19 protein-coding genes are annotated in these 19,530 nt (G+C 38.3%); 5 read left to right on the forward strand and 14 right to left on the reverse strand.

All coding sequences use genetic code 11. The features are described 5' to 3' along the window. The first annotated feature begins 11 nt into the window (after positions 1–11). Positions 12–1,031, forward strand: a complete 1,020-nt coding sequence (locus tag ACW6NC_RS00785) for an AI-2E family transporter (protein WP_457863107.1) — start codon at positions 12–14, stop codon at positions 1,029–1,031. Between the two features lie 33 nt (positions 1,032–1,064). Continuing rightward, positions 1,065–1,469, forward strand: a complete 405-nt coding sequence (locus ACW6NC_RS00790) for a YkvA family protein (protein ID WP_457863109.1) — start codon at positions 1,065–1,067, stop codon at positions 1,467–1,469. A gap of 45 nt (positions 1,470–1,514) precedes the next feature. Here the strand turns inward: ACW6NC_RS00790 and ACW6NC_RS00795 are convergent, their stop codons facing one another. From ACW6NC_RS00795 to argS, 3 genes are all read right to left on the reverse strand, one after another. Then, positions 1,515–2,408 carry a bifunctional 5,10-methylenetetrahydrofolate dehydrogenase/5,10-methenyltetrahydrofolate cyclohydrolase gene (locus ACW6NC_RS00795; RefSeq protein ID WP_457863111.1) on the reverse strand — a complete coding sequence of 298 codons (894 nt, stop codon included), beginning with the start codon at positions 2,406–2,408 and terminating at the stop codon, positions 1,515–1,517. Between the two features lie 203 nt (positions 2,409–2,611). Then, positions 2,612–3,940 carry a signal recognition particle protein gene (ffh, locus tag ACW6NC_RS00800; protein WP_457863113.1) on the reverse strand — a complete coding sequence of 443 codons (1,329 nt, stop codon included), beginning with the start codon at positions 3,938–3,940 and terminating at the stop codon, positions 2,612–2,614. 152 nt (positions 3,941–4,092) lie between these two features. Beyond that, entirely contained in the window at positions 4,093–5,871 is a 1,779-nt protein-coding gene (argS, locus tag ACW6NC_RS00805) for an arginine--tRNA ligase (protein ID WP_457863115.1), read from the reverse strand. A 110-nt stretch (positions 5,872–5,981) separates the two neighbouring features. On the opposite strand from argS, the gene ACW6NC_RS00810 reads away from it, so the two are divergent. Beyond that, positions 5,982–6,407 carry a hypothetical protein gene (locus ACW6NC_RS00810; protein WP_457863117.1) on the forward strand — a complete coding sequence of 142 codons (426 nt, stop codon included), beginning with the start codon at positions 5,982–5,984 and terminating at the stop codon, positions 6,405–6,407. A 20-nt stretch (positions 6,408–6,427) separates the two neighbouring features. Here the strand turns inward: ACW6NC_RS00810 and ACW6NC_RS00815 are convergent, their stop codons facing one another. Beyond that, the gene (locus ACW6NC_RS00815) at positions 6,428–6,631 is read right to left on the reverse strand and encodes a hypothetical protein (RefSeq protein WP_457863119.1); all 204 of its coding nucleotides are present in this window, start codon (positions 6,629–6,631) and stop codon (positions 6,428–6,430) included. 71 nt (positions 6,632–6,702) lie between these two features. On the opposite strand from ACW6NC_RS00815, the gene ACW6NC_RS00820 reads away from it, so the two are divergent. Together ACW6NC_RS00820 and ACW6NC_RS00825 are read left to right on the forward strand one after the other, a co-directional pair. Further along, positions 6,703–8,130: an SDR family oxidoreductase gene (locus ACW6NC_RS00820; RefSeq protein ID WP_457863120.1), complete on the forward strand. Its 1,428-nt coding sequence runs from the start codon at positions 6,703–6,705 to the stop codon at positions 8,128–8,130. Positions 8,131–8,231: 101 nt separating this feature from the next. Beyond that, complete coding sequence (locus ACW6NC_RS00825; RefSeq protein ID WP_457863121.1) at positions 8,232–9,722, forward strand: BCCT family transporter; 1,491 nt, start codon at positions 8,232–8,234, stop codon at positions 9,720–9,722. Between the two features lie 87 nt (positions 9,723–9,809). On the opposite strand, the gene ctlX is transcribed toward ACW6NC_RS00825, so the two are convergent. From ctlX to rpsK, 10 genes are all read right to left on the reverse strand, one after another. Next, the gene (gene ctlX, locus ACW6NC_RS00830; protein ID WP_457863662.1) at positions 9,810–10,733 is read right to left on the reverse strand and encodes a citrulline utilization hydrolase CtlX; all 924 of its coding nucleotides are present in this window, start codon (positions 10,731–10,733) and stop codon (positions 9,810–9,812) included. 3 nt (positions 10,734–10,736) lie between these two features. Beyond that, complete coding sequence (locus ACW6NC_RS00835; RefSeq protein WP_457863123.1) at positions 10,737–11,648, reverse strand: dimethylarginine dimethylaminohydrolase family protein; 912 nt, start codon at positions 11,646–11,648, stop codon at positions 10,737–10,739. Positions 11,649–11,719: 71 nt separating this feature from the next. Further along, a complete protein-coding gene (locus ACW6NC_RS00840) occupies positions 11,720–13,003 on the reverse strand; it encodes a citrate synthase (protein ID WP_457863124.1) in 1,284 nt (427 codons plus the stop codon). A gap of 197 nt (positions 13,004–13,200) precedes the next feature. After that, positions 13,201–14,487: a phosphopyruvate hydratase gene (gene eno, locus ACW6NC_RS00845; RefSeq protein WP_457863126.1), complete on the reverse strand. Its 1,287-nt coding sequence runs from the start codon at positions 14,485–14,487 to the stop codon at positions 13,201–13,203. A gap of 327 nt (positions 14,488–14,814) precedes the next feature. Beyond that, positions 14,815–15,351 (reverse strand): hypothetical protein, encoded by a 537-nt coding sequence (locus tag ACW6NC_RS00850; protein ID WP_457863127.1) that lies wholly within the window; start codon positions 15,349–15,351, stop codon positions 14,815–14,817. Between the two features lie 262 nt (positions 15,352–15,613). Beyond that, the gene (gene carA / locus ACW6NC_RS00855) at positions 15,614–16,726 is read right to left on the reverse strand and encodes a glutamine-hydrolyzing carbamoyl-phosphate synthase small subunit (protein WP_457863129.1); all 1,113 of its coding nucleotides are present in this window, start codon (positions 16,724–16,726) and stop codon (positions 15,614–15,616) included. A 134-nt stretch (positions 16,727–16,860) separates the two neighbouring features. After that, positions 16,861–17,361, reverse strand: a complete 501-nt coding sequence (gene rplQ, locus ACW6NC_RS00860) for a 50S ribosomal protein L17 (protein WP_457863131.1) — start codon at positions 17,359–17,361, stop codon at positions 16,861–16,863. Between the two features lie 69 nt (positions 17,362–17,430). Further along, entirely contained in the window at positions 17,431–18,423 is a 993-nt protein-coding gene (locus ACW6NC_RS00865) for a DNA-directed RNA polymerase subunit alpha (RefSeq protein WP_457863133.1), read from the reverse strand. 20 nt (positions 18,424–18,443) lie between these two features. Further along, entirely contained in the window at positions 18,444–19,049 is a 606-nt protein-coding gene (gene rpsD / locus ACW6NC_RS00870; RefSeq protein ID WP_081208872.1) for a 30S ribosomal protein S4, read from the reverse strand. An 87-nt stretch (positions 19,050–19,136) separates the two neighbouring features. Further along, a complete protein-coding gene (rpsK, locus tag ACW6NC_RS00875) occupies positions 19,137–19,523 on the reverse strand; it encodes a 30S ribosomal protein S11 (protein WP_332038021.1) in 387 nt (128 codons plus the stop codon). Positions 19,524–19,530 lie beyond the last annotated feature (7 nt).

The raw sequence follows: 19,530 nt of genomic DNA on the forward strand, positions 1-19,530 counted from the left end.
AATAATTTCCTATGGATAGATTAAAACCGGCTTTAGTTAGACAGTTATTTGTGCTTTTGCTCATATTGTTCCTGTCGGTTTTAATTTTCAAAGAGATTATCCCCTACTTATCTGGAGTCCTTGGAGCCATCACCCTTTATGTGATTTTGAGGAACTGGATGAAAAAATTACTCGATAGAGGATGGCATCCCGGCCTTGCTGCCGGTATTTTAATGACCGGTTCCTTTATTGGTATTCTTGTACCGGTTAGCCTGGTAGTGATTATGCTTACCTCTAAAATAGGAAAGGCAGTAGCCAACTCAGAGAGAGTAATAAGGGCTATTAAAGAACAACTTGCGGAAGCTGAAAGTTATATCGGGTATAGTATCAGTAATTCCATTGATACTTCCGCCATCACGAACTGGATCTCTGGAAATTTACAAAGCCTTGCCGGAGGCACCTTTAACGCAACCATTGCAATCGGTATTATGTATTTCATGCTTTATTATATGCTTATAAACAGGGATAAAATGAAGGAGATACTTTTTTCATATATACCGATGGGAAGAGACAACATTGATATTATAAGTGATGAAAGCAACGAGCTGGTAAAATCAAATGCCCTTGGGATTCCTTTAGTAGCTTTATTTCAGGGGGTAGTTGCGCTTATCGGTTTTCTTATTTTTGGCGTCCCTGATCCGTTCTTTTGGTTTGTAATTACCGCAATTGGATCTATGATCCCCTTTATCGGTACTGCAGTCGGGATTATCCCTGTAACTATCCTGCTCTTGGCTCAGGGAGATAACTGGCAGGCAATTGCCATTTTGATTTATGGATTTGCGGTGGTTGGCGTCACCGATAATTTGATAAGGTTATATATCCTGGAGCGTTTGGCCGATGTTCACCCATTGATAACCCTTTTTGGAGTGATCGTAGGTGTTCCCTTATTTGGTTTCATCGGTTTGATATTTGGCCCCTTATTGATTTCTTTATTCCTCCTTATACTAAAAATCTATAAGAAAGAATACGGAAATGCATACGACAAATTATAAATAATAACCAGTATTTAATCAAAAATATATAAAATGTTTAGCAGAAAAAGTACGAATATTGATGAGAAATATGTGGAAGAAAAAGTTGCAAAAATAGACGAAGGTGATGTAGAATTTGCAGCAAAAAATCAACAGGAAATTTCAGATAAGATCCTAAATGCGAACGCCCTGAAGAAATATACTGAACTTGGAAAGGTGATGTTTGGTATGCTACAGGATTACAGAAAAGGAATTTATAAAGACGTGCCCTGGTTTACCATTGCAGCTATTGCGTTTGCCTTATTATATGTTCTTAATCCCTTTGACATGGTCCCTGATTTTATTCCGGGGATAGGATATGTTGATGATTTTGCAGTCCTAACTTTTTCCTTAAGATTTATGGAAACTGATTTGCATAAATATCTTGACTGGAAACTGGAAGAAGCAAAAGACGCATAATTTAGAAGGCTTTCTGAAAAAAACAATCAGAAAGCCTATTCTAATTTATCTCTTCATTCCTCTTTGCTTGTGACGCTCTCTGGCCAACAAGGTGTTCTTAAGTAACATCGACACGGTCATGGGACCAACCCCTCCGGGAACAGGTGTAATATAAGATGCTTTCTTACTACAATTTTCGAAATCAACATCACCTTTGATCAGGTAACCTTTATCGGTCTTCTCGTCTGGAACTCGGGTAATTCCTACATCAATGACCACCGCATCATCTTTGATCATTTCGGCTTTCAGAAAATCTGGAATTCCAACAGCAATAATAATTATATCTGCCTGAGAGGTAATCTGGGTTATATTTTTGGTGAATTCATGGGTTAGCGTAACAGTAGAATTTCCAGGGAAACCGCTACGCCCCATCAAAATACTCATAGGACGTCCAACGATATAACTACGACCAATCACCACAGTGTGTTTGCCTTTGGTAGGAATGTCGTAACGCTCCAGTAATTCTAATATCCCAAAAGGGGTAGCAGGTATGAACGAGGTCATATCCAAAGCCATTTTCCCAAAATTAGTAGGGTGAAATCCATCGACGTCCTTATCAGGATCAACCGCATTTAAAACTTTTTGAGTATCAATTTGTGGAGGCAAGGGCAATTGGACGATGAACCCATCTATCTCATCATTTTGATTTAGTTCTTCAATTTTATCAAGCAGCTCTAATTCACTAATGGTGTTTGGCATCCGATAAAGAGAAGATTCAAAACCTACCTGTTTACAAGCTTTAACCTTGGCATTTACATACGTCAAGCTTGCGCCATCTTTCCCAACAATAATTGCAGCAAGGTGTGGTACCTTTCCTCCTTTTTCTTTGATTTTTTCTACTTCTTCGGCAATTTCATTTTTAATGTCATTGCTCGTCTTTTTTCCGTCTAAAATAGTCATTTAAGTAAGCAGTATATTAATTGGCAGTTAGCAGTCAACTTTTGACTCCGAATTTACCAGGATTATTTTAATAAAAATTACCGGTTTCTCAATATTCTCCTTTGTATCTGTATTACAAAGCTGAAAGTTTAGCCCGGTAAGTCGGAGCTCATTTAGATAAGCATATCATGATCTAGAATTCATTAACTACCCATTTTGCCGCCCTACTTCATTCCCTTCATCATCTGCATCATCTTCTGACCACCGCCACCTTGCATCATCTTCATCATTTTCCCCATCTGATTAAATTGTTTCAAGAGCTGGTTAACTTCCTGGACAGTTGTTCCAGAACCTTTGCTAATGCGTCTCTTTCGACTGGCGTTTATCATTTTAGGATTACTGCGCTCCTCTGGAGTCATTGAATGAATTATTGCTTCGATTCCTTTAAAAGCATCATCATCGATATCTACATCCTTAAGCATTTTCCCTGCTCCCGGTATCATTCCCATCAGGTCTTTCATAGACCCCATTTTTTTTATCTGCTGAAGCTGTTTGAGGAAGTCATCAAATCCAAATTTATTTTTAGCGATTTTCTTCTGTAGCTTTCTTGCTTCTTCCTCATCATATTGTTCCTGGGCCCGCTCCACAAGAGAAACAACATCTCCCATCCCTAAAATTCTATCAGCCATACGAGATGGATAGAACACATCAATGGCATCCATCTTCTCCCCAGTACCGATAAATTTAATAGGTTTATTTACTACAGATTTAATGGAGATTGCAGCACCACCACGGGTATCACCATCTAATTTTGTAAGAATTACTCCGTCAAAATTTAACCTGTCATTAAAAGCTTTAGCAGTATTCACCGCATCCTGCCCCGTCATGGAATCCACTACAAATAAGGTTTCTTGCGGTTCAATTGCTTGATGAATATTTGCGATCTCAGTCATCATTTCCTCATCCACAGCAAGTCGACCTGCCGTATCTATAATGACTACGTTATGTCCATGTTCTTTTGCATATGCTATTGCAGCTTTTGAGATCGCAACAGGGTCCATATTTCCTTCTTCGGAATAAACCTCAACCCCAACCTGTTCCCCAACAACGTGGAGCTGATTAATTGCGGCAGGACGATAGACATCACATGCGACTAATAATGGCTTTTTAGTTTTTTTCTTTTTCAAAAAATTAGCCAGTTTCCCGGAGAAAGTGGTCTTACCACTACCCTGTAAACCGGACATCAGGATAACCGATGGATCACCGGACAAATTAATCCCTTCTGCTTCACCACCCATAAGTTCGGTAAGCTCATCTTTAACGAGCTTTACCATCATCTGTCCTGGCTTTAAAGCGGTTAGGACATCCTGACCAAGTGCTTTTTCCTTGACGGTATTGGTAAATTCCTTAGCAATCTTATAGTTCACATCCGCATCAACCAGGGCCCGGCGAACCTCTTTAAGTGTTTCGGCTACGTTTACCTCAGTTATCTGCCCATGACCTTTTAATACATGTAAAGCACTATCTAACTTATCGCTTAAATTATCGAACATAATCTCTTCCTCTAGTTTAAATTTTACGCCTTATAAAGAGCGGTTTGCAAATTTAATGATTTGAACCTGAAGTGAAAACTTTTTATTTTGCTTCAGGTTCAATACTCCCTTCTTTATTCTTACTCCCTGTTAGAGGCATACCTTTAGGGAATTTACATCCTTTCCGGTACCTTTATTCCAAGTAAAGCGAAACCAGATTTAATAACGTTGGCCACTGCTTTTGAAAGTTGAACCCTAAAAATTTTCGCTTCCAGATCATCGGCACCAAGGATAATCACATTTTGATAGAAAGAATTGAAATCCTTCACCAAATCGTAGACATAATTAGCAATTAGGGCAGGACTGTGATTTTCGGCCGCCAACTGAAGCGTCTCCGGATACAATTGCAGCTGTTTGAGTAATTCCTTTTCCTTCTCATGCAATTCATAATCGGCAGCTACCGGCTGGCTGTAATCAAAATTAGCCTTTCGGATGATCGATTGAATCCTGGCGTAGGTATATTGAATAAACGGCCCCGTATTTCCCTGAAAATCCACCGATTCTTCTGGGTTAAAAAGAATTCGCTTTCGTGGGTCTACTTTTAAAATGTAATATTTTAAAGCCCCTAAGCCAATAATCCGATATAACTCTTCTTTTTCTTCTTCTGAATAACCATCCAGTTTTCCCAGTTCCTCAGAAATTTTACGAGCAGTTTGAGTCATTTCAGCAATAAGATCATCAGCATCAACAACAGTTCCCTCACGACTTTTCATTTTTCCCGACGGAAGGTCCACCATCCCATAACTCAAGTGATAAAGATAATCGGCCCAGTCATAACCAAGTTTTTTCAGAATCAGAAAAAGTACTTTAAAGTGATAATCCTGCTCATTCCCAACGGTATAAACCATTCCGTTAATATCAAAGTCCTTCACTCGCTGTATTGCCGTTCCTATATCCTGGGTCATATAAACGGCCGTACCATCACTACGAAGCACGATTTTTTCATCCAAACCTTCATCGGTCAGGTCTATCCAAACACTACCATCCTCTTTTTTATAGAAAACCCCCTTTTCCAGGCCTTGGTTTACCACATCTTTCCCCAGAAGATAAGTTTGACTTTCGTAGTAATTCATATCAAAATCTACCCCAAGGGACTCATAGGTTTTTTCAAAACCTCGATAGACCCAATTATTCATTTTTTCCCACAGAGCAACAACATCCGGGTCATTAGCTTCCCATTTGAGAAGCATTTCTTTAGCCTCTTTAAAAATGGGAGCTTCTGCTTTTGCCTCTTCTTCGGTTTTGCCCTGTGCAATTAATTCTGAGATTTCTTTTTTATATTCCTGATCAAATCTGACATAATAATTACCTACAAGTTTATCACCTTTTAGACCGGATTTTTCAGGAGTTTCTCCATTTCCAAATCGCTTCCAGGCTACCATAGACTTACAAATATGAATTCCACGGTCGTTAATGATCTGAGTTTTATAGGATTTGTTTCCTGCCGCCTCTAAAATTTCAGCCACAGAATAACCCAAGAGAATATTTCGGATATGGCCTAAATGCAGAGGCTTATTTGTATTAGGGGAAGAATACTCCACCATTATTCCTTTAGCATCTTCCGCCGGAGAAATCAACCCGAAATCCTCATAATCCTTTATTTCATTAAAAAAATTAAGATAATAAGTATTGCTTAAAACGATATTCAAGAATCCCTGAACCACATTGAACCGGGCTACTTCTGCCACGTTTTCCTGCAGATATTGCCCGATATCCTCTCCCAGTTTTACGGGGTTTGTCTTAACTTGCTTCAGCATCGGAAAAACCACCAGGGTGATATCGCCTTCAAAATCCTTACGTGTAGGTTGAAATTCTGTATGATCTACTTCTACATTATACAACTGCTTAACAGCAGCTTTAACTTTTTCTGAAAGTTCCGCCTGAATGCTCATTACTATTTCTGGGTTTTGTTATTTACCTTAAAATAAGAGCGCAAAGATAACAGAAATTAGAGTTTTACTATAGGTTTTATTACCAAATGCTTATCTTTAAACAAAAAGCTATGCTCCTGAATGTTTCCTATAATCGGCCTAAAACCAAGGAAAAGATCTTTGACCAGGTAGGACCTCCCTTCACGCTTTTTGAACGAATGAAATTAAAAGGAATTGGTTCTCCAAAATTACAGATTACCTCAACTAGTATTGATATACACAACCTTCTGGTACTTGATAATAATTCCAACACCTGTAATATTGAAATGCGCCCTAAGGGCATTATTATCATGTTTCGCTCACTATTAGAGACTTTTGCCCTGGTAATTCCATACTACAAACTTCATCTCTATAAAGGCAGGGCCGAGGAATACTCGCTTTATCGGGATCACTATCATATTAAGGTTAAGGCAAATCATCCCGAAATACATAAATACTTTAAAAAGATTATGAGATATAAAACGGACAATGCCCCAACCAAGGTTGAAGATCTTTAGATTTAATTGAATTTATAGACCTAACGCTTTTTATATGCAAGTCCCCCAAGTAAGGCTAAAATCCCAAAAGCAATCATAGCAATTGGCTGTGTTTTGTCCCCCTGTGCTTCGAACTGGAAAGGACCGGCATCTACAGAAACTTCAGGAGTAATGAGAGTATAAAAACCATAGACAATAAGGCTTAAGCCTACTACAAGAAGAACAACCTTGAGCACATTATTCATTTTTTCAAGTTTTTCAAAACTTCAGTGAAAGTAATAATTATTCCCTAATTTAAAACTGAAAATATATAAAAATGCGGATACTACTTACCGGAGCCAATGGATACATTGGAATGAGACTTCTACCTCAACTACTTGAATTAGGTCACGCAGTAGTATGCGTGGTCAGGAATGCAAACCGCTTTACCTCCAATAAGAATATCAGAGAAAAAGTAGAAATAGTGGAACTCGATTTTCTAAAGGACGAAGAGACACCAGAAGAAATTAAGAGCATCGATGTGGCCTACTACCTTATTCACTCTATGAGCGGATCAACAGATGACTTTGATGAACAAGAAGCACGATCAGCAGGAAATTTTAATAAAATAATGGCTGGTACCTCAGTAAAACAGGTGATCTATTTAAGCGGCATCATCAATGAAGATAAACTTTCAAAACACCTGGAATCTCGTAAAAAGGTAGAGGAAATCCTGTATACTGGAAATTTTAAACTTACTGTCATTAGAGCCGCGATTATTGTGGGATCAGGTAGTTCTTCGTTTGAAATCATAAGAGATCTTTGCGAAAAGCTACCTGTTATGATTACACCTCGCTGGGTTGAAACAAAATGCCAGCCTATCGCCATAAGGGATATTATCCATTTTTTGACTGGGGTTATAGGAAACGAAAAATGCTATAATGAATCTTTTGATGTCGGAGGCCCAGATATTCTCACTTATCGAGAAATGATGGAGATCTATGCTAAAATAAGAGGTCTTAAACTATGGATTATTGGGGTGCCTATTATGTCTCCTAAGCTTTCAGCTTACTGGCTTTACTTTGTCACATCCACTTCCTTCAAGCTCGCACAGAACCTGGTAGACAGCATGAAAATTGAGGTAGTCACCAGCGACACCAGACTTCAGGAAATTCTCGGAATTGAGCCAATAAGTTATGAAGAAGCCATCCAATTAGCGTTTTATAAAATTGAACAAAATCAGGTAATCTCTAGTTGGAAGGACTCCTGGAGTAGCGGTCGCTTTCGAAAGGAGCTTAGCCAGTTTATTCAGGTACCCACTTACGGTTGTTTAAAAGATGAACAATCCATCAAGCTTGAAAATCCCGAAGAAGCCCTTGAACGCATCTGGGCAATAGGTGGACTCAACGGCTGGTATTATGGTAACTGGCTTTGGAAAATTCGCGGACTTATTGACAAGGTTTTTGGCGGCGTAGGCTTGCGCAGGGGAAGAACTCATCCCAGTCTAATAACAGCTGGTGATTCACTTGATTTCTGGCGAGTTTTACTGGCAAACAAGGAAGAAAGACGCCTACTGCTTTTTGCAGAAATGAAGGTTCCCGGCGAAGCCTGGTTAGAATTCAACATAGATGAAGATAACGTGCTGCATCAAATTGCCACTTTTCGGCCAAAAGGGATATGGGGCAGGTTATACTGGTATACCATGTATCCGTTTCATTACTTTATATTTGAAGGCATGCTGATAAGAATTGCCAAAGGAAAATGAAACACTTAATAATAATTTTAAGTAAACCACAGGTTTTTTCTGATTAAAATATATTCCGGATCTTAGACTATTCAGAACTTAAAATTAAAACACTATTATTTTTGAAATCTGCTTTCAGCCTGGTAAGGCAAAACATACTTCTGGCCACCTCCATAACAATATTACTTGTATGTTCGCTCTCTATCTTTTTATTCACCGATTATTTCTATGAACTTATTGATTTTACTTCCTTAAAGATCAGGGAGTATTTTGGGGATTTCTATCTTTGGTTAGGATTGCTATGTGTTTTTTTTCTTTTAGGAATTGCTTTCTCCAAATTTGGAAAAATTAGACTGGGTCCCAGCAAACCCGAATTCTCAAGGCTAAGTTGGATTGCAATGCTTTACAGTGCAGGGATGGGTGCAGGTATACTATTACGAGCGGTCCAGGAACCGGTTTTTATGTTTATAAATCCTCCACTAAAAACTAGAGACTCACCTGAAATCCTTGCTCTTGAATATACTTTTTACCAGTGGGGTTTTACCGCCTGGGCTTTTTATGGCATTTTTGCACTGCTTATAGCTTATTCCCTTTTTGTAGCCAAAAATACAATTAATATTGGCCACAGCCTTCCCCAGTTAAAGTCAAAAAAACTTCTACCCTATGGTGTAGACCTCCTTACACTCTTAACTACCGTCTTTGGTTTGGTTGCCGCAATTGGCCTTGGAACAACTCAAATTGAAGGTGGAATTAGTCACCTGACTTCTACTGCACCTGGAAACATATGGTACACCATAGCACTAGTGTTTCTGATATGTTCTTTAGCATTTTTATCAGCTTATGCTGGGGTTAAAAGAGGAATCAAAAGGATCTCTACCTGGAATATCTATATCACTCTTTGTTTATTATTCTTTGTGTTTATCCAGATCGATATAGCAGTGAGTTTAGAACGCTTTGGAATCGCTCTCTATCACTATTTAATAGATTTTATTCCCTTGAGTCTGGCTTGGGGAAGCTACGACCCGGGAAAGGAATTTCTTACGGCCTGGACCTACTACTACTGGGCATTTTGGCTAGCATGGGCTCCATTCACAGGAATTTTTATCGCTCGCATCTCAAAGGGAAGAACAATAAGGGAAATGATTCTAGGGGTTTTACTTATTCCTTCAATAGGAAGCTTTTTCTGGTTCAGCGTTTTTGGTTCGGCATCATTCGATTTAATCGAAAACTGGGCAGCTTATGATAGTGAATTTGATAATGTATTCACCTCTATTTTTAGGTTCTTTGAATATTTCCCCTTTTCTAACCTCATAAATATTGTTGCAGTGCTCTTGCTTGTGAGTTTCCTGGTAACCTCAGTGGATTCCGCAATTTTTGTACTAAGTATGTTTTCCGATAAAGGAAGGGAAAATCCAGATAGAAAATACCGGCTTATATGGGCAGTTATTATCCTTATCTTTTCTGAAGCAGTTATAATATTAGGTAATGTGAAGCCAGATAGTAATGTTCTGATGGCTATGCAAAAATTCCTTATAATAAGTTCGCTCCCTTTTGCATTTTTTACTGCTGGGATCATGATCCTATTTTTAAAGGAATTAATAAGGAAACACTAGCCCTGAGCAGGGTACCTTTCCTCGATATGTTTTGAGCTTTAGTAAGCCTATGTGATTTTTATACTATATCCTTTTCAATTAAAAACCTTACTTAGGCAAAAATATTTCTGCCAACATACAGCGAGCACTTCCCCCACCACAGGTCTCAATAACCTCTAGATCACTACTTAGAATTTGACAGTATTTTTCAATTTTTGCAATCTGATCCGGATGTAGGCTCCTATGCGCCCTGGCACTCATCACAAGATACTTTTTTTCAAATGCTCCCCTTACCTGCAACATATTCCCAGCAAAATCATGCATTTGAGCTTCAGAAATAGCTATGATTTCTTTACCGTCTTTTTTAAGGTGTTTCAGGACATTTTTGCGCTCTTTCTTGTCATCTATTGAATCAAGGCAAATCACTGCGAAACCTTCAGCGACACACATCATAACATTGGTATGGTAGATAGGCTTACGCTTCCCATCAACATCCTGATTCGCATGGAAAATAACAGGAGTAAACTCAAAATCCTCACAAAACTCAATAAGTAAATCCTCATCGGCACGGGGCGAAATAGCACAATAGGCTTTTTGATTTTCCCTGTCCAGGATAAGACTTCCTGTGCCCTCCAAAAAGTAATCTTCTTCTTCAGCAGAAGTATAATCCACAATATTGGTGATTTTAAATCCTTCTTCTTCGAGTTTTGCGAAATACTCCAAACGGCGTTCCTTTCTTCGGTTTTCCGCGAACATTGGATAAAGAGCTATCTCGCCGTTTTCATGAAATGAGACCCAGTTATTAGGAAAGATCGAATCTGGGGTATCATCCTCCTTAATGTCATCAACCACAATAACATTTACGCCAACTCCTCTTAGCCTTCCCACAAAGGCATCAAATTCAGCCTGGGCACGTTCGTTTACATTATCATCATTTAGATCTTCCTGAAAATAATTATTTACGGCCGTTTGCTCATTCATTCGAAAAGCCACAGGTCGGACCATTAAAACTGTATCAGTGATTTGTTGCATCATTTAATCTCTTATTAAAGGTAAAGTAGAACATCTTAATAATCCTTCCTGTTTGGCAATTTCAGCATAGGGAACTTCCTCGACTGTGATACCCTGTTCTCTAAGCCAGCTATTAAGCCTTGTAAAATTCGCCTCAGAAATAACCACATCTTCTGAAATAGAAAAAATATTAGAATTCATATTATACATTTCCTCACGAGTAATCTCAAAGACATTTTCCTTGCCAAAAAGATCAATTAGCCAGTAATATTCATTTTCTTCCAAAAATCCATCTTTATAAATAATAGCTTTATTTTTTCCGACAGGTTGAAAACAACAATCCAAATGCAAGGCATTATCACGCGGCTCGGTATTGGATTTTTTTAAGTTAAAAGAAACTACTTTTTTATTGGGAAAAAGTTCCTGAAGCGCCTTGACCGCCTGCATATTTGTTCTTGCGGTAATAAAATCCTTATAATCCTCACCATAATATGTTCCCACAAGTAGATAATCTCCATAAGGCATGACATCCCCACCCTCGATATGTGCCTCCTCGGGCAATCTGATAATATGGCCTTCCGGGATTTGATCGATAACATGATTGATAGCTTCAATCTCTTTTTCCCGATCGGGAAGAATATTGGACTTTATGAATTTATCTTCAATGACAAAGGCAATATCCCTTGTGAAAATTTGGTTATAATCTTTTAAGACCTTTGGCCTGTATACTTTGACATTATATTTTTCAAAGACTTTGGCAACGGCATCCATTTCCTTAACCATATCCTCTTCAATAGGATAAGTTCCAGCTTTAATATGCTCCCTTGATTTAGGATCATAAGCTTCGCAGATGTCTGGTGTACCACCAAAACTCTCAGCAGTTCCAAGCACTACAGCACGTAGCCTGGAGGTTTCATTAGTAATATGCAAATTCATACCGCAAATTTTTGCAAATATAAAAAAGCCTCACTGTTAAATGAGGCTTTTCCTGATATATTACGAATCAATTATCTATTATCAACCGACTGGAACTCGCGATGCGTATGACCGGTGTAGATTTGTCGTGGACGACCAATAGGTTCTTTATTTAATCTCATTTCCCTCCACTGAGCGATCCAGCCAGGAAGTCTACCAAGGGCAAACATCACAGTGAACATCTCTACAGGAATACCTAAGGCACGATAAATTATTCCTGAATAAAAGTCAACATTGGGATATAGCTTTCTGTCTACAAAATACTGATCTTCCAGCGCTTCTTTTTCAAGGCCTTTAGCGATATCCAGTACTGGGTCTTCAACTCCTAATTGACCAAGTACCTCATCGGCTGATTTTTTAATGATCTTAGCCCGTGGGTCGAAATTTTTGTATACCCGGTGTCCAAAGCCCATAAGCCTGAATGGATCATCCTTATCTTTGGCTTTAGCCATAAATTTTTTGGTATCTCCTCCATCCTCTTTTATTTTTTCAAGCATTTCGATAACGGCCTGGTTAGCACCACCATGAAGGGGACCCCAAAGCGCGGAAATACCAGCTGAAATAGAAGCAAAAAGTCCTGCGTGAGAGGAACCTACCATCCTTACCGTAGAAGTAGAGCAGTTTTGTTCATGATCAGCGTGAAGAATAAGTAATTTATCCAATGCATCAATAACCGATTGGTTTACTTCATACTTTTTACCTGGTTTTTCGAACATCATTTTATGCAGGTTCTCTACATAACCAAGGGAATCGTCTCCATAATTTAGTGGAAGGCTATTCTTCTTTCTTAAGGTCCATGCTGCAAGCACAGGAAATTTCCCAAGAATCTTTACAATAGCATTGTACATATCCTCTTCAGAGGAAACATCAACACAGGATGGATTGAAGGCTACCAGTGCACTTGTAAGTGAGGATAGCACTCCCATAGGGTGAGCTGCTTTTGGAAACCCGTCCAGGATTTTCTTCATTTCCTCATCCACAGTAGATTGCTCTTTGATGTCATCGTAAAACTTTTCTAATTGTGCTTTAGAGGGAAGATCTCCAAAGATTAGCAGATAAGCGACTTCTAGGAAATCAGCTTTCTCGGCCAAATCCTCTATGGCATATCCCCTATACCTTAAAATTCCTTTTTCTCCATCCAAAAAAGTAATTCCGCTTTCGCAGCTTCCGGTATTTTTAAACCCTGGATCCAGAGTAATCACACCACTTTCACCACGTAAACTTTTAATATTTATACCAAGTTCATTCTCGGTTCCTTTTACGACGGGAAATTCGTATTTCTTACCGTCTATTTCAAGTGTAGCTACTTTTGACATATCTTTTATAATATACTTAATTCAACATATTTTCGATAGTCGCTAAGTTACAAAATATAGCCATAAAAAATGTATTATGCAGGCATAAGATTTAATGAAAAACCACTGATAATGCAATTTTCTGAGAATTATTTTAAATTAAAAAAGCCTTTTGATTTTTCATCAAAAGGCTTTTCTAATTTAAGTCTGAAACCGGTTTAAATTTTAAAGGCTTTCCGTTGAGGAAAATAAGCCACTTCCCCTAGTTCCTCCTCTATTCTGATCAATTGATTATATTTGGCCATACGGTCACTCCTGGAAGCAGAACCGGTTTTTATCTGGCCCGTGTTTAAAGCTACGGCAAGGTCTGCAATGGTGTTATCTTCAGTTTCCCCAGAACGATGAGACATCACAGAAGTATAGCCTGCGTTATGCGCCATATTTACCGCTGAAATGGTTTCAGTAAGTGTTCCAATCTGGTTAACTTTTATTAAAATAGAATTTGCGATTCCCTCTTCAATTCCTCTGCCAAGTCGATCTACATTAGTTACAAAAAGATCGTCCCCTACAAGTTGTACTTTATCTCCAATAAGATCAGTAAGAGCTTTCCAACCTTCCCAGTCATTTTCATCCATACCATCTTCAATCGAGATAATAGGGTATTTAGATGCTAATTCTGCAAGATATTCGGCCTGTTCCTGGCTAGATCTAATTTTTCCTGAATCACCCTCGAATTTTTTATAATCATATTTGCCATTTTCATAGAATTCTGCTGCAGCACAATCTAGAGCGATCATTACTTCATCTCCTCCTTTATATCCTGCCTTTTCAATGGCTTTAAGAATTGTATCCAGAGCATCTTCAGTACCTTCAAGAGTAGGCGCAAAACCTCCTTCATCTCCTACTGCCGTACTGAGACCCCGATCGTGCAGCACTTTTTTAAGGTTATGAAAGATCTCTGTCCCCATTTTTAAGGCTGCAGAAAAACTTTCAGCCTTTACTGGCATAACCATAAACTCCTGGAATGCAATTGGGGCATCACTATGCGAACCCCCATTAATAATATTCATCATAGGCACCGGGAGTGTCTTTGCACTAACCCCTCCAATATACCTGTATAAAGGCAGCCCTAATTCATTTGCCGCCGCCTTGGCTACTGCCAAAGAAACTCCTAGAATGGCATTGGCACCAAGCTTCCCTTTATTAGGAGTTCCATCTAGTTCAATCATGGCCTGATCGATAAGATTTTGTTCGAAAACAGAAAATCCCAGCAGTCTTTCAGATATAACGTCATTTACATTTTCAACCGCTTTGGTTACTCCTTTGCCCATAAAATCTTTTCCTCCGTCTCGTAGTTCAACGGCTTCATGTTCACCAGTAGAGGCTCCTGAAGGAACAGCAAACCTTCCAATGGTTCCGGTTTCAGTGATTACATCAACTTCCACGGTAGGGTTTCCTCTTGAATCAAATATTTGACGGGCGTGAATATCTATAATTGCACTCATTGTTTCTTTTTTATTTTTAAATGAAGTATGCAAGATACAAATAGCTATCTTAAGACACGAGTGAAACCGGTAGTTTTAAGCCATTTATAACATTAGTTATTAACGAAATCGTTTTCTTTACAATAAGGAAAAGAATAAATCTTTGCCTTATTCCCAGTAGAATGATTTAAAAACCTAAAAGTACAAAATCCGATGATCCCCAATTACTGAACCTTCTTTATTCCTTCTCGAAATTTTTCTGACCAAAGCACCTTCACAAAATTCAGAAAATATTGCTTATAAAGATATCAATGCCATCATTTTGGAAAGAAATAATACTAACATCCATTAATTGGAAAGAAGCCAACCCAACCTCAAGCCTATAAGTGGAGAGAAAAAGGATTCACCAGATTCATTAAATCCGTAACCGGCTCCCAGGTTTAAATCTAATTTAAAGCCACTACCGTAATAACGTTGCAGTCCCCAAACAGGACCAATTACCCCAAAGAAGCCCTCATTATACTCCAGATCACCGACTATGGGCTTACCAGCTTGAACCACACCGCTCAAAGCGATATAATTAGCGCTGTTATTATTTATTTCTTTCCCCTTTTCAAGACGTTTTGCCAAATTATAATAATGGCGATACTGAATATTAAATATCGGATATATACCAAAACCTTCCCCGAAGCTATTTTTTTGGTAAGCAAATCCAGTGCCTACTCTTAAATCCAAAGTCGTGGAAGCTGAAAGACCGTATTCGTATTCTAAGCCGGGGGTTAAAATATTTATGGACAAAAGTCCATCTTTTACAGAAGCTTGGTCCTGCGACCGCATAGAAAATAGGGAAAAGAGACAAAGGCAAAATAGTAATGTTTTTTTCATAAGTAAAATTTGAGGAATTAAAATGCGCAATTTAACATAAAATAAATGTTACTCTTCAGTAAAAAGGATTTACTTTTCATATTACTTTTGGTCATCAAAATGCATCTAGGATGATACTTTGCTATGACATTTTTTAAAATTCTAAACTTTGTCTACTCTTCTGCCTTGACTTCCTTAGGAGGTCTTGTACTGAATCCATCCGAAAATAAAAGCCCAGAATTTAAAAATTCTGGGCTTTTATTATTTACAGCAGCAGCTAAATTTATGCTTTTGCTCCTTTTATTCGGTCTACAAATTCATCGAACAAATAGCTCGCATCGTGAGGACCTGGACTTGCTTCAGGATGGTATTGTACCGAAAAACAATTTTTGTTTTTCATTGCTATCCCACCAACGGTATCGTCATTGATACAAATATGGGTTATTTCAACATTGGAATTAGCTTCCGTTTCTGCTTTATCAACAGAAAATCCATGATTCTGAGACGTTATCTCTCCCTTGCCTGTTTTAAGGTTTAGTACCGGATGATTAATTCCCCGGTGACCATGGTGCATTTTATAAGTTTTAATACCATTAGCAATAGCAATTACTTGATGGCCCAGACAAATTCCAAAAAGAGGTTGATCCTTATCAAGGATTTTTTTGGTTAATTCGATGGCATCACTTAGCGGCTTCGGGTCTCCTGGTCCGTTGGAAAGAAAATAACCATCCGGATTCCATTGACTCATTTCTTCATAAGTTGCATTATAAGGAAATACCTTAACATACACATCTCTGTCCGCAAGGTTGCGTAGGATGTTCTTTTTAATCCCAATATCCAGTGCCGCCACGCGATAGGTAGCATCTTCACTACCAAAATAATAAGGCTCCCTGGTAGAAACCTTTGAAGCGAGTTCCAGCCCATTCATATCAGGAACTTTGGCCAGCTCTTCTTTAAGTCCATCAATATTATCCACATCGGTAGAAATAATGGCGTTCATAGCCCCATTTTCCCTGATGTAGGTTACAAGGGCACGAGTATCCACATCGGAAATCCCAAAAAGATCGCTTTCTTCAAGGAAAGTTTCCAAGGAAGCATCAGCTGCCGGACGAGAATAGGTATAGTTGAAATTCTTACAAATGAGTCCGGCTATCTTGGCCTTATCGGATTCATTGTCCTCTTTGGTTGTTCCATAATTACCGATATGAGCATTGGTAGTGACCATCAATTGCCCGTAATAAGAGGGATCCGTAAATATCTCCTGGTACCCAGTCATCCCGGTATTAAAACAGATCTCCCCTGTAGCGCTTCCATCTTTATCTCCTATGGCCTTTCCATGAAATATAGTTCCATCAGCCAGAAGAATAATTGCCTTTTTTCGAGTTTGATACTTCATTGTTAACTATTACTTATTTGAGTTGTGTTGTAATTTTCCGTTTGCACGGAAATAATTAATTCCATTTTAATATATAAAAAAAGGATAAACCCGAGAGCTTATCCTTTTTTGAATTTAGAAAAGAATGAATCATTCTATTCATCTTTTTTATCTTCCTTTGGAGAAGATTTCTCTTCAGTTTTATTCTCTGCTTTTGGAGCAGTCGCTTCAGATGATTTTTTCTTACCAGCTCTACGAGTAGATTTTTTCTTCTCTGGTTTGGTAAGATTATAGGTTTCATTGTAATCGACTAACTCGATAAGGGCCATATCAGCGTTATCTCCAAGTCGGTTCCCAAGTTTGATAACCCTGGTATAACCTCCCGGCCGATCACCAACTTTTGGAGCAACTTCACGGAACAATTCCGCAACAGCTTCTTTTTGACGAAGTTTACTAAAAACAATTCTTCGATTGTGAGTAGTATCTTCTTTAGACTTCGTTACCAAAGGCTCTACAAAAACTTTCAAAGCTTTTGCCTTAGCAACGGTAGTGTTAATTCTTTTGTGCTCAATTAATGAGCAAGCCATATTGGCAAGCATAGACTTTCTATGAGCGGTCTTTCTGCCTAAATGGTTAATTTTCTTTCCGTGTCTCATTGTTCTGTTCTTTATTCATTTTCCCAAAACCTGGTCTTCCGCCGGTTTTTATGGAAAACTACTTATATATTAGTCCTTATCTAATTTGTATTTAGAAAGATCCATACCAAAGTTCAAACCTTTATTACTTACCAATTCTTCCAATTCGGTAAGAGATTTCTTCCCAAAGTTTCTGAATTTCATCAGATCATTTTTATTGTAAGAAACAAGGTCTCCAAGGGTATCAACCTCTGCAGCTTTTAAGCAATTTAAAGCTCTTACTGAAAGGTCCATATCCACTAATTTCGTCTTTAACAACTGTCTCATGTGAAGAGATTCTTCATCATAAGTTTCAGTTTGTGCTATTTCATCGGCTTCAAGGGTGATACGCTCGTCAGAGAATAACATAAAGTGATGAATTAGTGTTTTGGCCGCTTCAGTAAGTGCATCCTTAGGATGGATAGAACCATCACTAACTATTTCAAAAACAAGTTTTTCGTAGTCAGTTTTTTGTTCTACCCGATAGTTTTCGATGCTATATTTTACGTTTTTTATAGGCGTAAAGATCGAATCGGTAAAAATTGTACCTAAAGGAGCATTAGCTTTTTTATTTTCTTCTGCCGGAACATAGCCTCTACCCTTTTCTACAGTGACCTCCATGTTCAGGTTCACCTTACTATCAAGGTTGCAAATCACCTGATCAGGATTTAACACCTGGAACCCAGAGATAAATTTTTGGAAATGACCCGCAGTAAGTTGTTCTTCACCTGAAACAGAAATGGTAACGGCTTCGTTATCTATTTCATCAATTTGCCTTTTAAACCTTACTTGTTTCAGATTTAGGATAATTTCTGTTACGTCTTCTACTACCCCTGGGATAGCGGAGAATTCGTGATCTACGCCTTCGATACGTACCGAAGTGATTGCGAATCCTTCCAGCGAAGATAATAACACTCTTCTTAAAGCATTACCAACGGTCAATCCATAACCAGGTTCCAAAGGGCGAAATTCGAATTTCCCCTCGAAATCTGTAGAATCAATCATTATAACTTTATCGGGCTTTTGAAAATTTAGTATTGCCATATTACGACTTCTGTGAATTATTATTTCGAATATAATTCGACGATGAATTGTTCATTTATATTTTCCGGGATCTGAATACGTCCTGGTACAGAAACAAAAGTTCCCTGCTTTGTTTCATTGTTCCAGGTAATCCATTCATATACATTGCTTGAATTAGCAAGGGAATCCTGGATAGCCTGAAGAGATTTAGATTTTTCGCGAACACCTACTACATCACCGGCTTTTAACTGGTAAGAAGGGATGTTTACCAATTCACCGTTCACGGTTATATGTCTGTGAGAAACCAATTGCCTGGCAGCTCTTCTAGAAGGAGCAACACCCATTCTAAAAACAACATTATCCAAACGTGATTCACATAATTGCAAAAGCACCTCCCCAGTAATTCCCTGGGCACGGGTAGCTTTTTTAAACATATTACTAAATTGGCGTTCTAAAATACCATAAGTATATTTAGCCTTTTGCTTCTCCATTAATTGGATAGCATATTCTGATTTCTTTCCGCGACGACGGTTATTCCCGTGTTGCCCTGGAGGATAATTCCTTTTCTCGAAAGATTTATCATCTCCAAAAATAGCTTCTCCGAATTTACGGGCTATTTTGGTTTGTGGACCTGTATATCTTGCCATTAAACTTAAATTTAGTAGAGAGGGATTATGAATTAAGGCATCTCTCCTTCGATAATCTTAACTCCTCTCTAAGTTATTATAATTTTATTAAACTCTACGTCTTTTAGGAGGACGACATCCATTATGTGGCAATGGCGTAACGTCGATGATCTCGGTTACTTCAATTCCACTATTATGAATAGAACGAATAGCAGATTCTCTACCATTCCCTGGCCCTTTAACATAAACTTTCACTTTTCGCAAACCAGCCTCATGAGCCACTTTGGATGCATCTTCTGCAGCTAATTGAGCAGCATAAGGAGTATTCTTTTTTGAACCCCTAAAGCCCATTTTACCAGCAGATGACCAGCTAACAACATCTCCGTTCTTATTGGTTAAAGAAACAATGATGTTATTAAAAGAAGCAGTAACATGCGCCTGTCCGTTAGACTCAACAGTTACTTTACGTTTTTTTTGAGTTGTCTTCTTTGCCATATTACTT

The sequence above is a fragment of the Salegentibacter profundi genome (assembly GCF_054121475.1).

What these genes read in the sequence shown, in the direction of transcription:
- ACW6NC_RS00785 (WP_457863107.1), top strand. Translation starts at nt 12, where the DNA reads ATGGATAGATTAAAACCGGCTTTAGTTAGACAGTTATTTGTGCTTTTG.
- ACW6NC_RS00790 (WP_457863109.1), top strand. Translation starts at nt 1,065, where the DNA reads ATGTTTAGCAGAAAAAGTACGAATATTGATGAGAAATATGTGGAAGAA.
- ACW6NC_RS00795 (WP_457863111.1), bottom strand. Translation starts at nt 2,408, where the DNA reads ATGACTATTTTAGACGGAAAAAAGACGAGCAATGACATTAAAAATGAA.
- ffh (WP_457863113.1), bottom strand. Translation starts at nt 3,940, where the DNA reads ATGTTCGATAATTTAAGCGATAAGTTAGATAGTGCTTTACATGTATTA.
- argS (WP_457863115.1), bottom strand. Translation starts at nt 5,871, where the DNA reads ATGAGCATTCAGGCGGAACTTTCAGAAAAAGTTAAAGCTGCTGTTAAG.
- ACW6NC_RS00810 (WP_457863117.1), top strand. Translation starts at nt 5,982, where the DNA reads ATGCTCCTGAATGTTTCCTATAATCGGCCTAAAACCAAGGAAAAGATC.
- ACW6NC_RS00815 (WP_457863119.1), bottom strand. Translation starts at nt 6,631, where the DNA reads ATGAATAATGTGCTCAAGGTTGTTCTTCTTGTAGTAGGCTTAAGCCTT.
- ACW6NC_RS00820 (WP_457863120.1), top strand. Translation starts at nt 6,703, where the DNA reads ATGCGGATACTACTTACCGGAGCCAATGGATACATTGGAATGAGACTT.
- ctlX (WP_457863662.1), bottom strand. Translation starts at nt 10,733, where the DNA reads ATGCAACAAATCACTGATACAGTTTTAATGGTCCGACCTGTGGCTTTT.
- ACW6NC_RS00835 (WP_457863123.1), bottom strand. Translation starts at nt 11,648, where the DNA reads ATGAATTTGCATATTACTAATGAAACCTCCAGGCTACGTGCTGTAGTG.
- ACW6NC_RS00840 (WP_457863124.1), bottom strand. Translation starts at nt 13,003, where the DNA reads ATGTCAAAAGTAGCTACACTTGAAATAGACGGTAAGAAATACGAATTT.
- eno (WP_457863126.1), bottom strand. Translation starts at nt 14,487, where the DNA reads ATGAGTGCAATTATAGATATTCACGCCCGTCAAATATTTGATTCAAGA.
- ACW6NC_RS00850 (WP_457863127.1), bottom strand. Translation starts at nt 15,351, where the DNA reads ATGAAAAAAACATTACTATTTTGCCTTTGTCTCTTTTCCCTATTTTCT.
- carA (WP_457863129.1), bottom strand. Translation starts at nt 16,726, where the DNA reads ATGAAGTATCAAACTCGAAAAAAGGCAATTATTCTTCTGGCTGATGGA.
- rplQ (WP_457863131.1), bottom strand. Translation starts at nt 17,361, where the DNA reads ATGAGACACGGAAAGAAAATTAACCATTTAGGCAGAAAGACCGCTCAT.
- ACW6NC_RS00865 (WP_457863133.1), bottom strand. Translation starts at nt 18,423, where the DNA reads ATGGCAATACTAAATTTTCAAAAGCCCGATAAAGTTATAATGATTGAT.
- rpsD (WP_081208872.1), bottom strand. Translation starts at nt 19,049, where the DNA reads ATGGCAAGATATACAGGTCCACAAACCAAAATAGCCCGTAAATTCGGA.
- rpsK (WP_332038021.1), bottom strand. Translation starts at nt 19,523, where the DNA reads ATGGCAAAGAAGACAACTCAAAAAAAACGTAAAGTAACTGTTGAGTCT.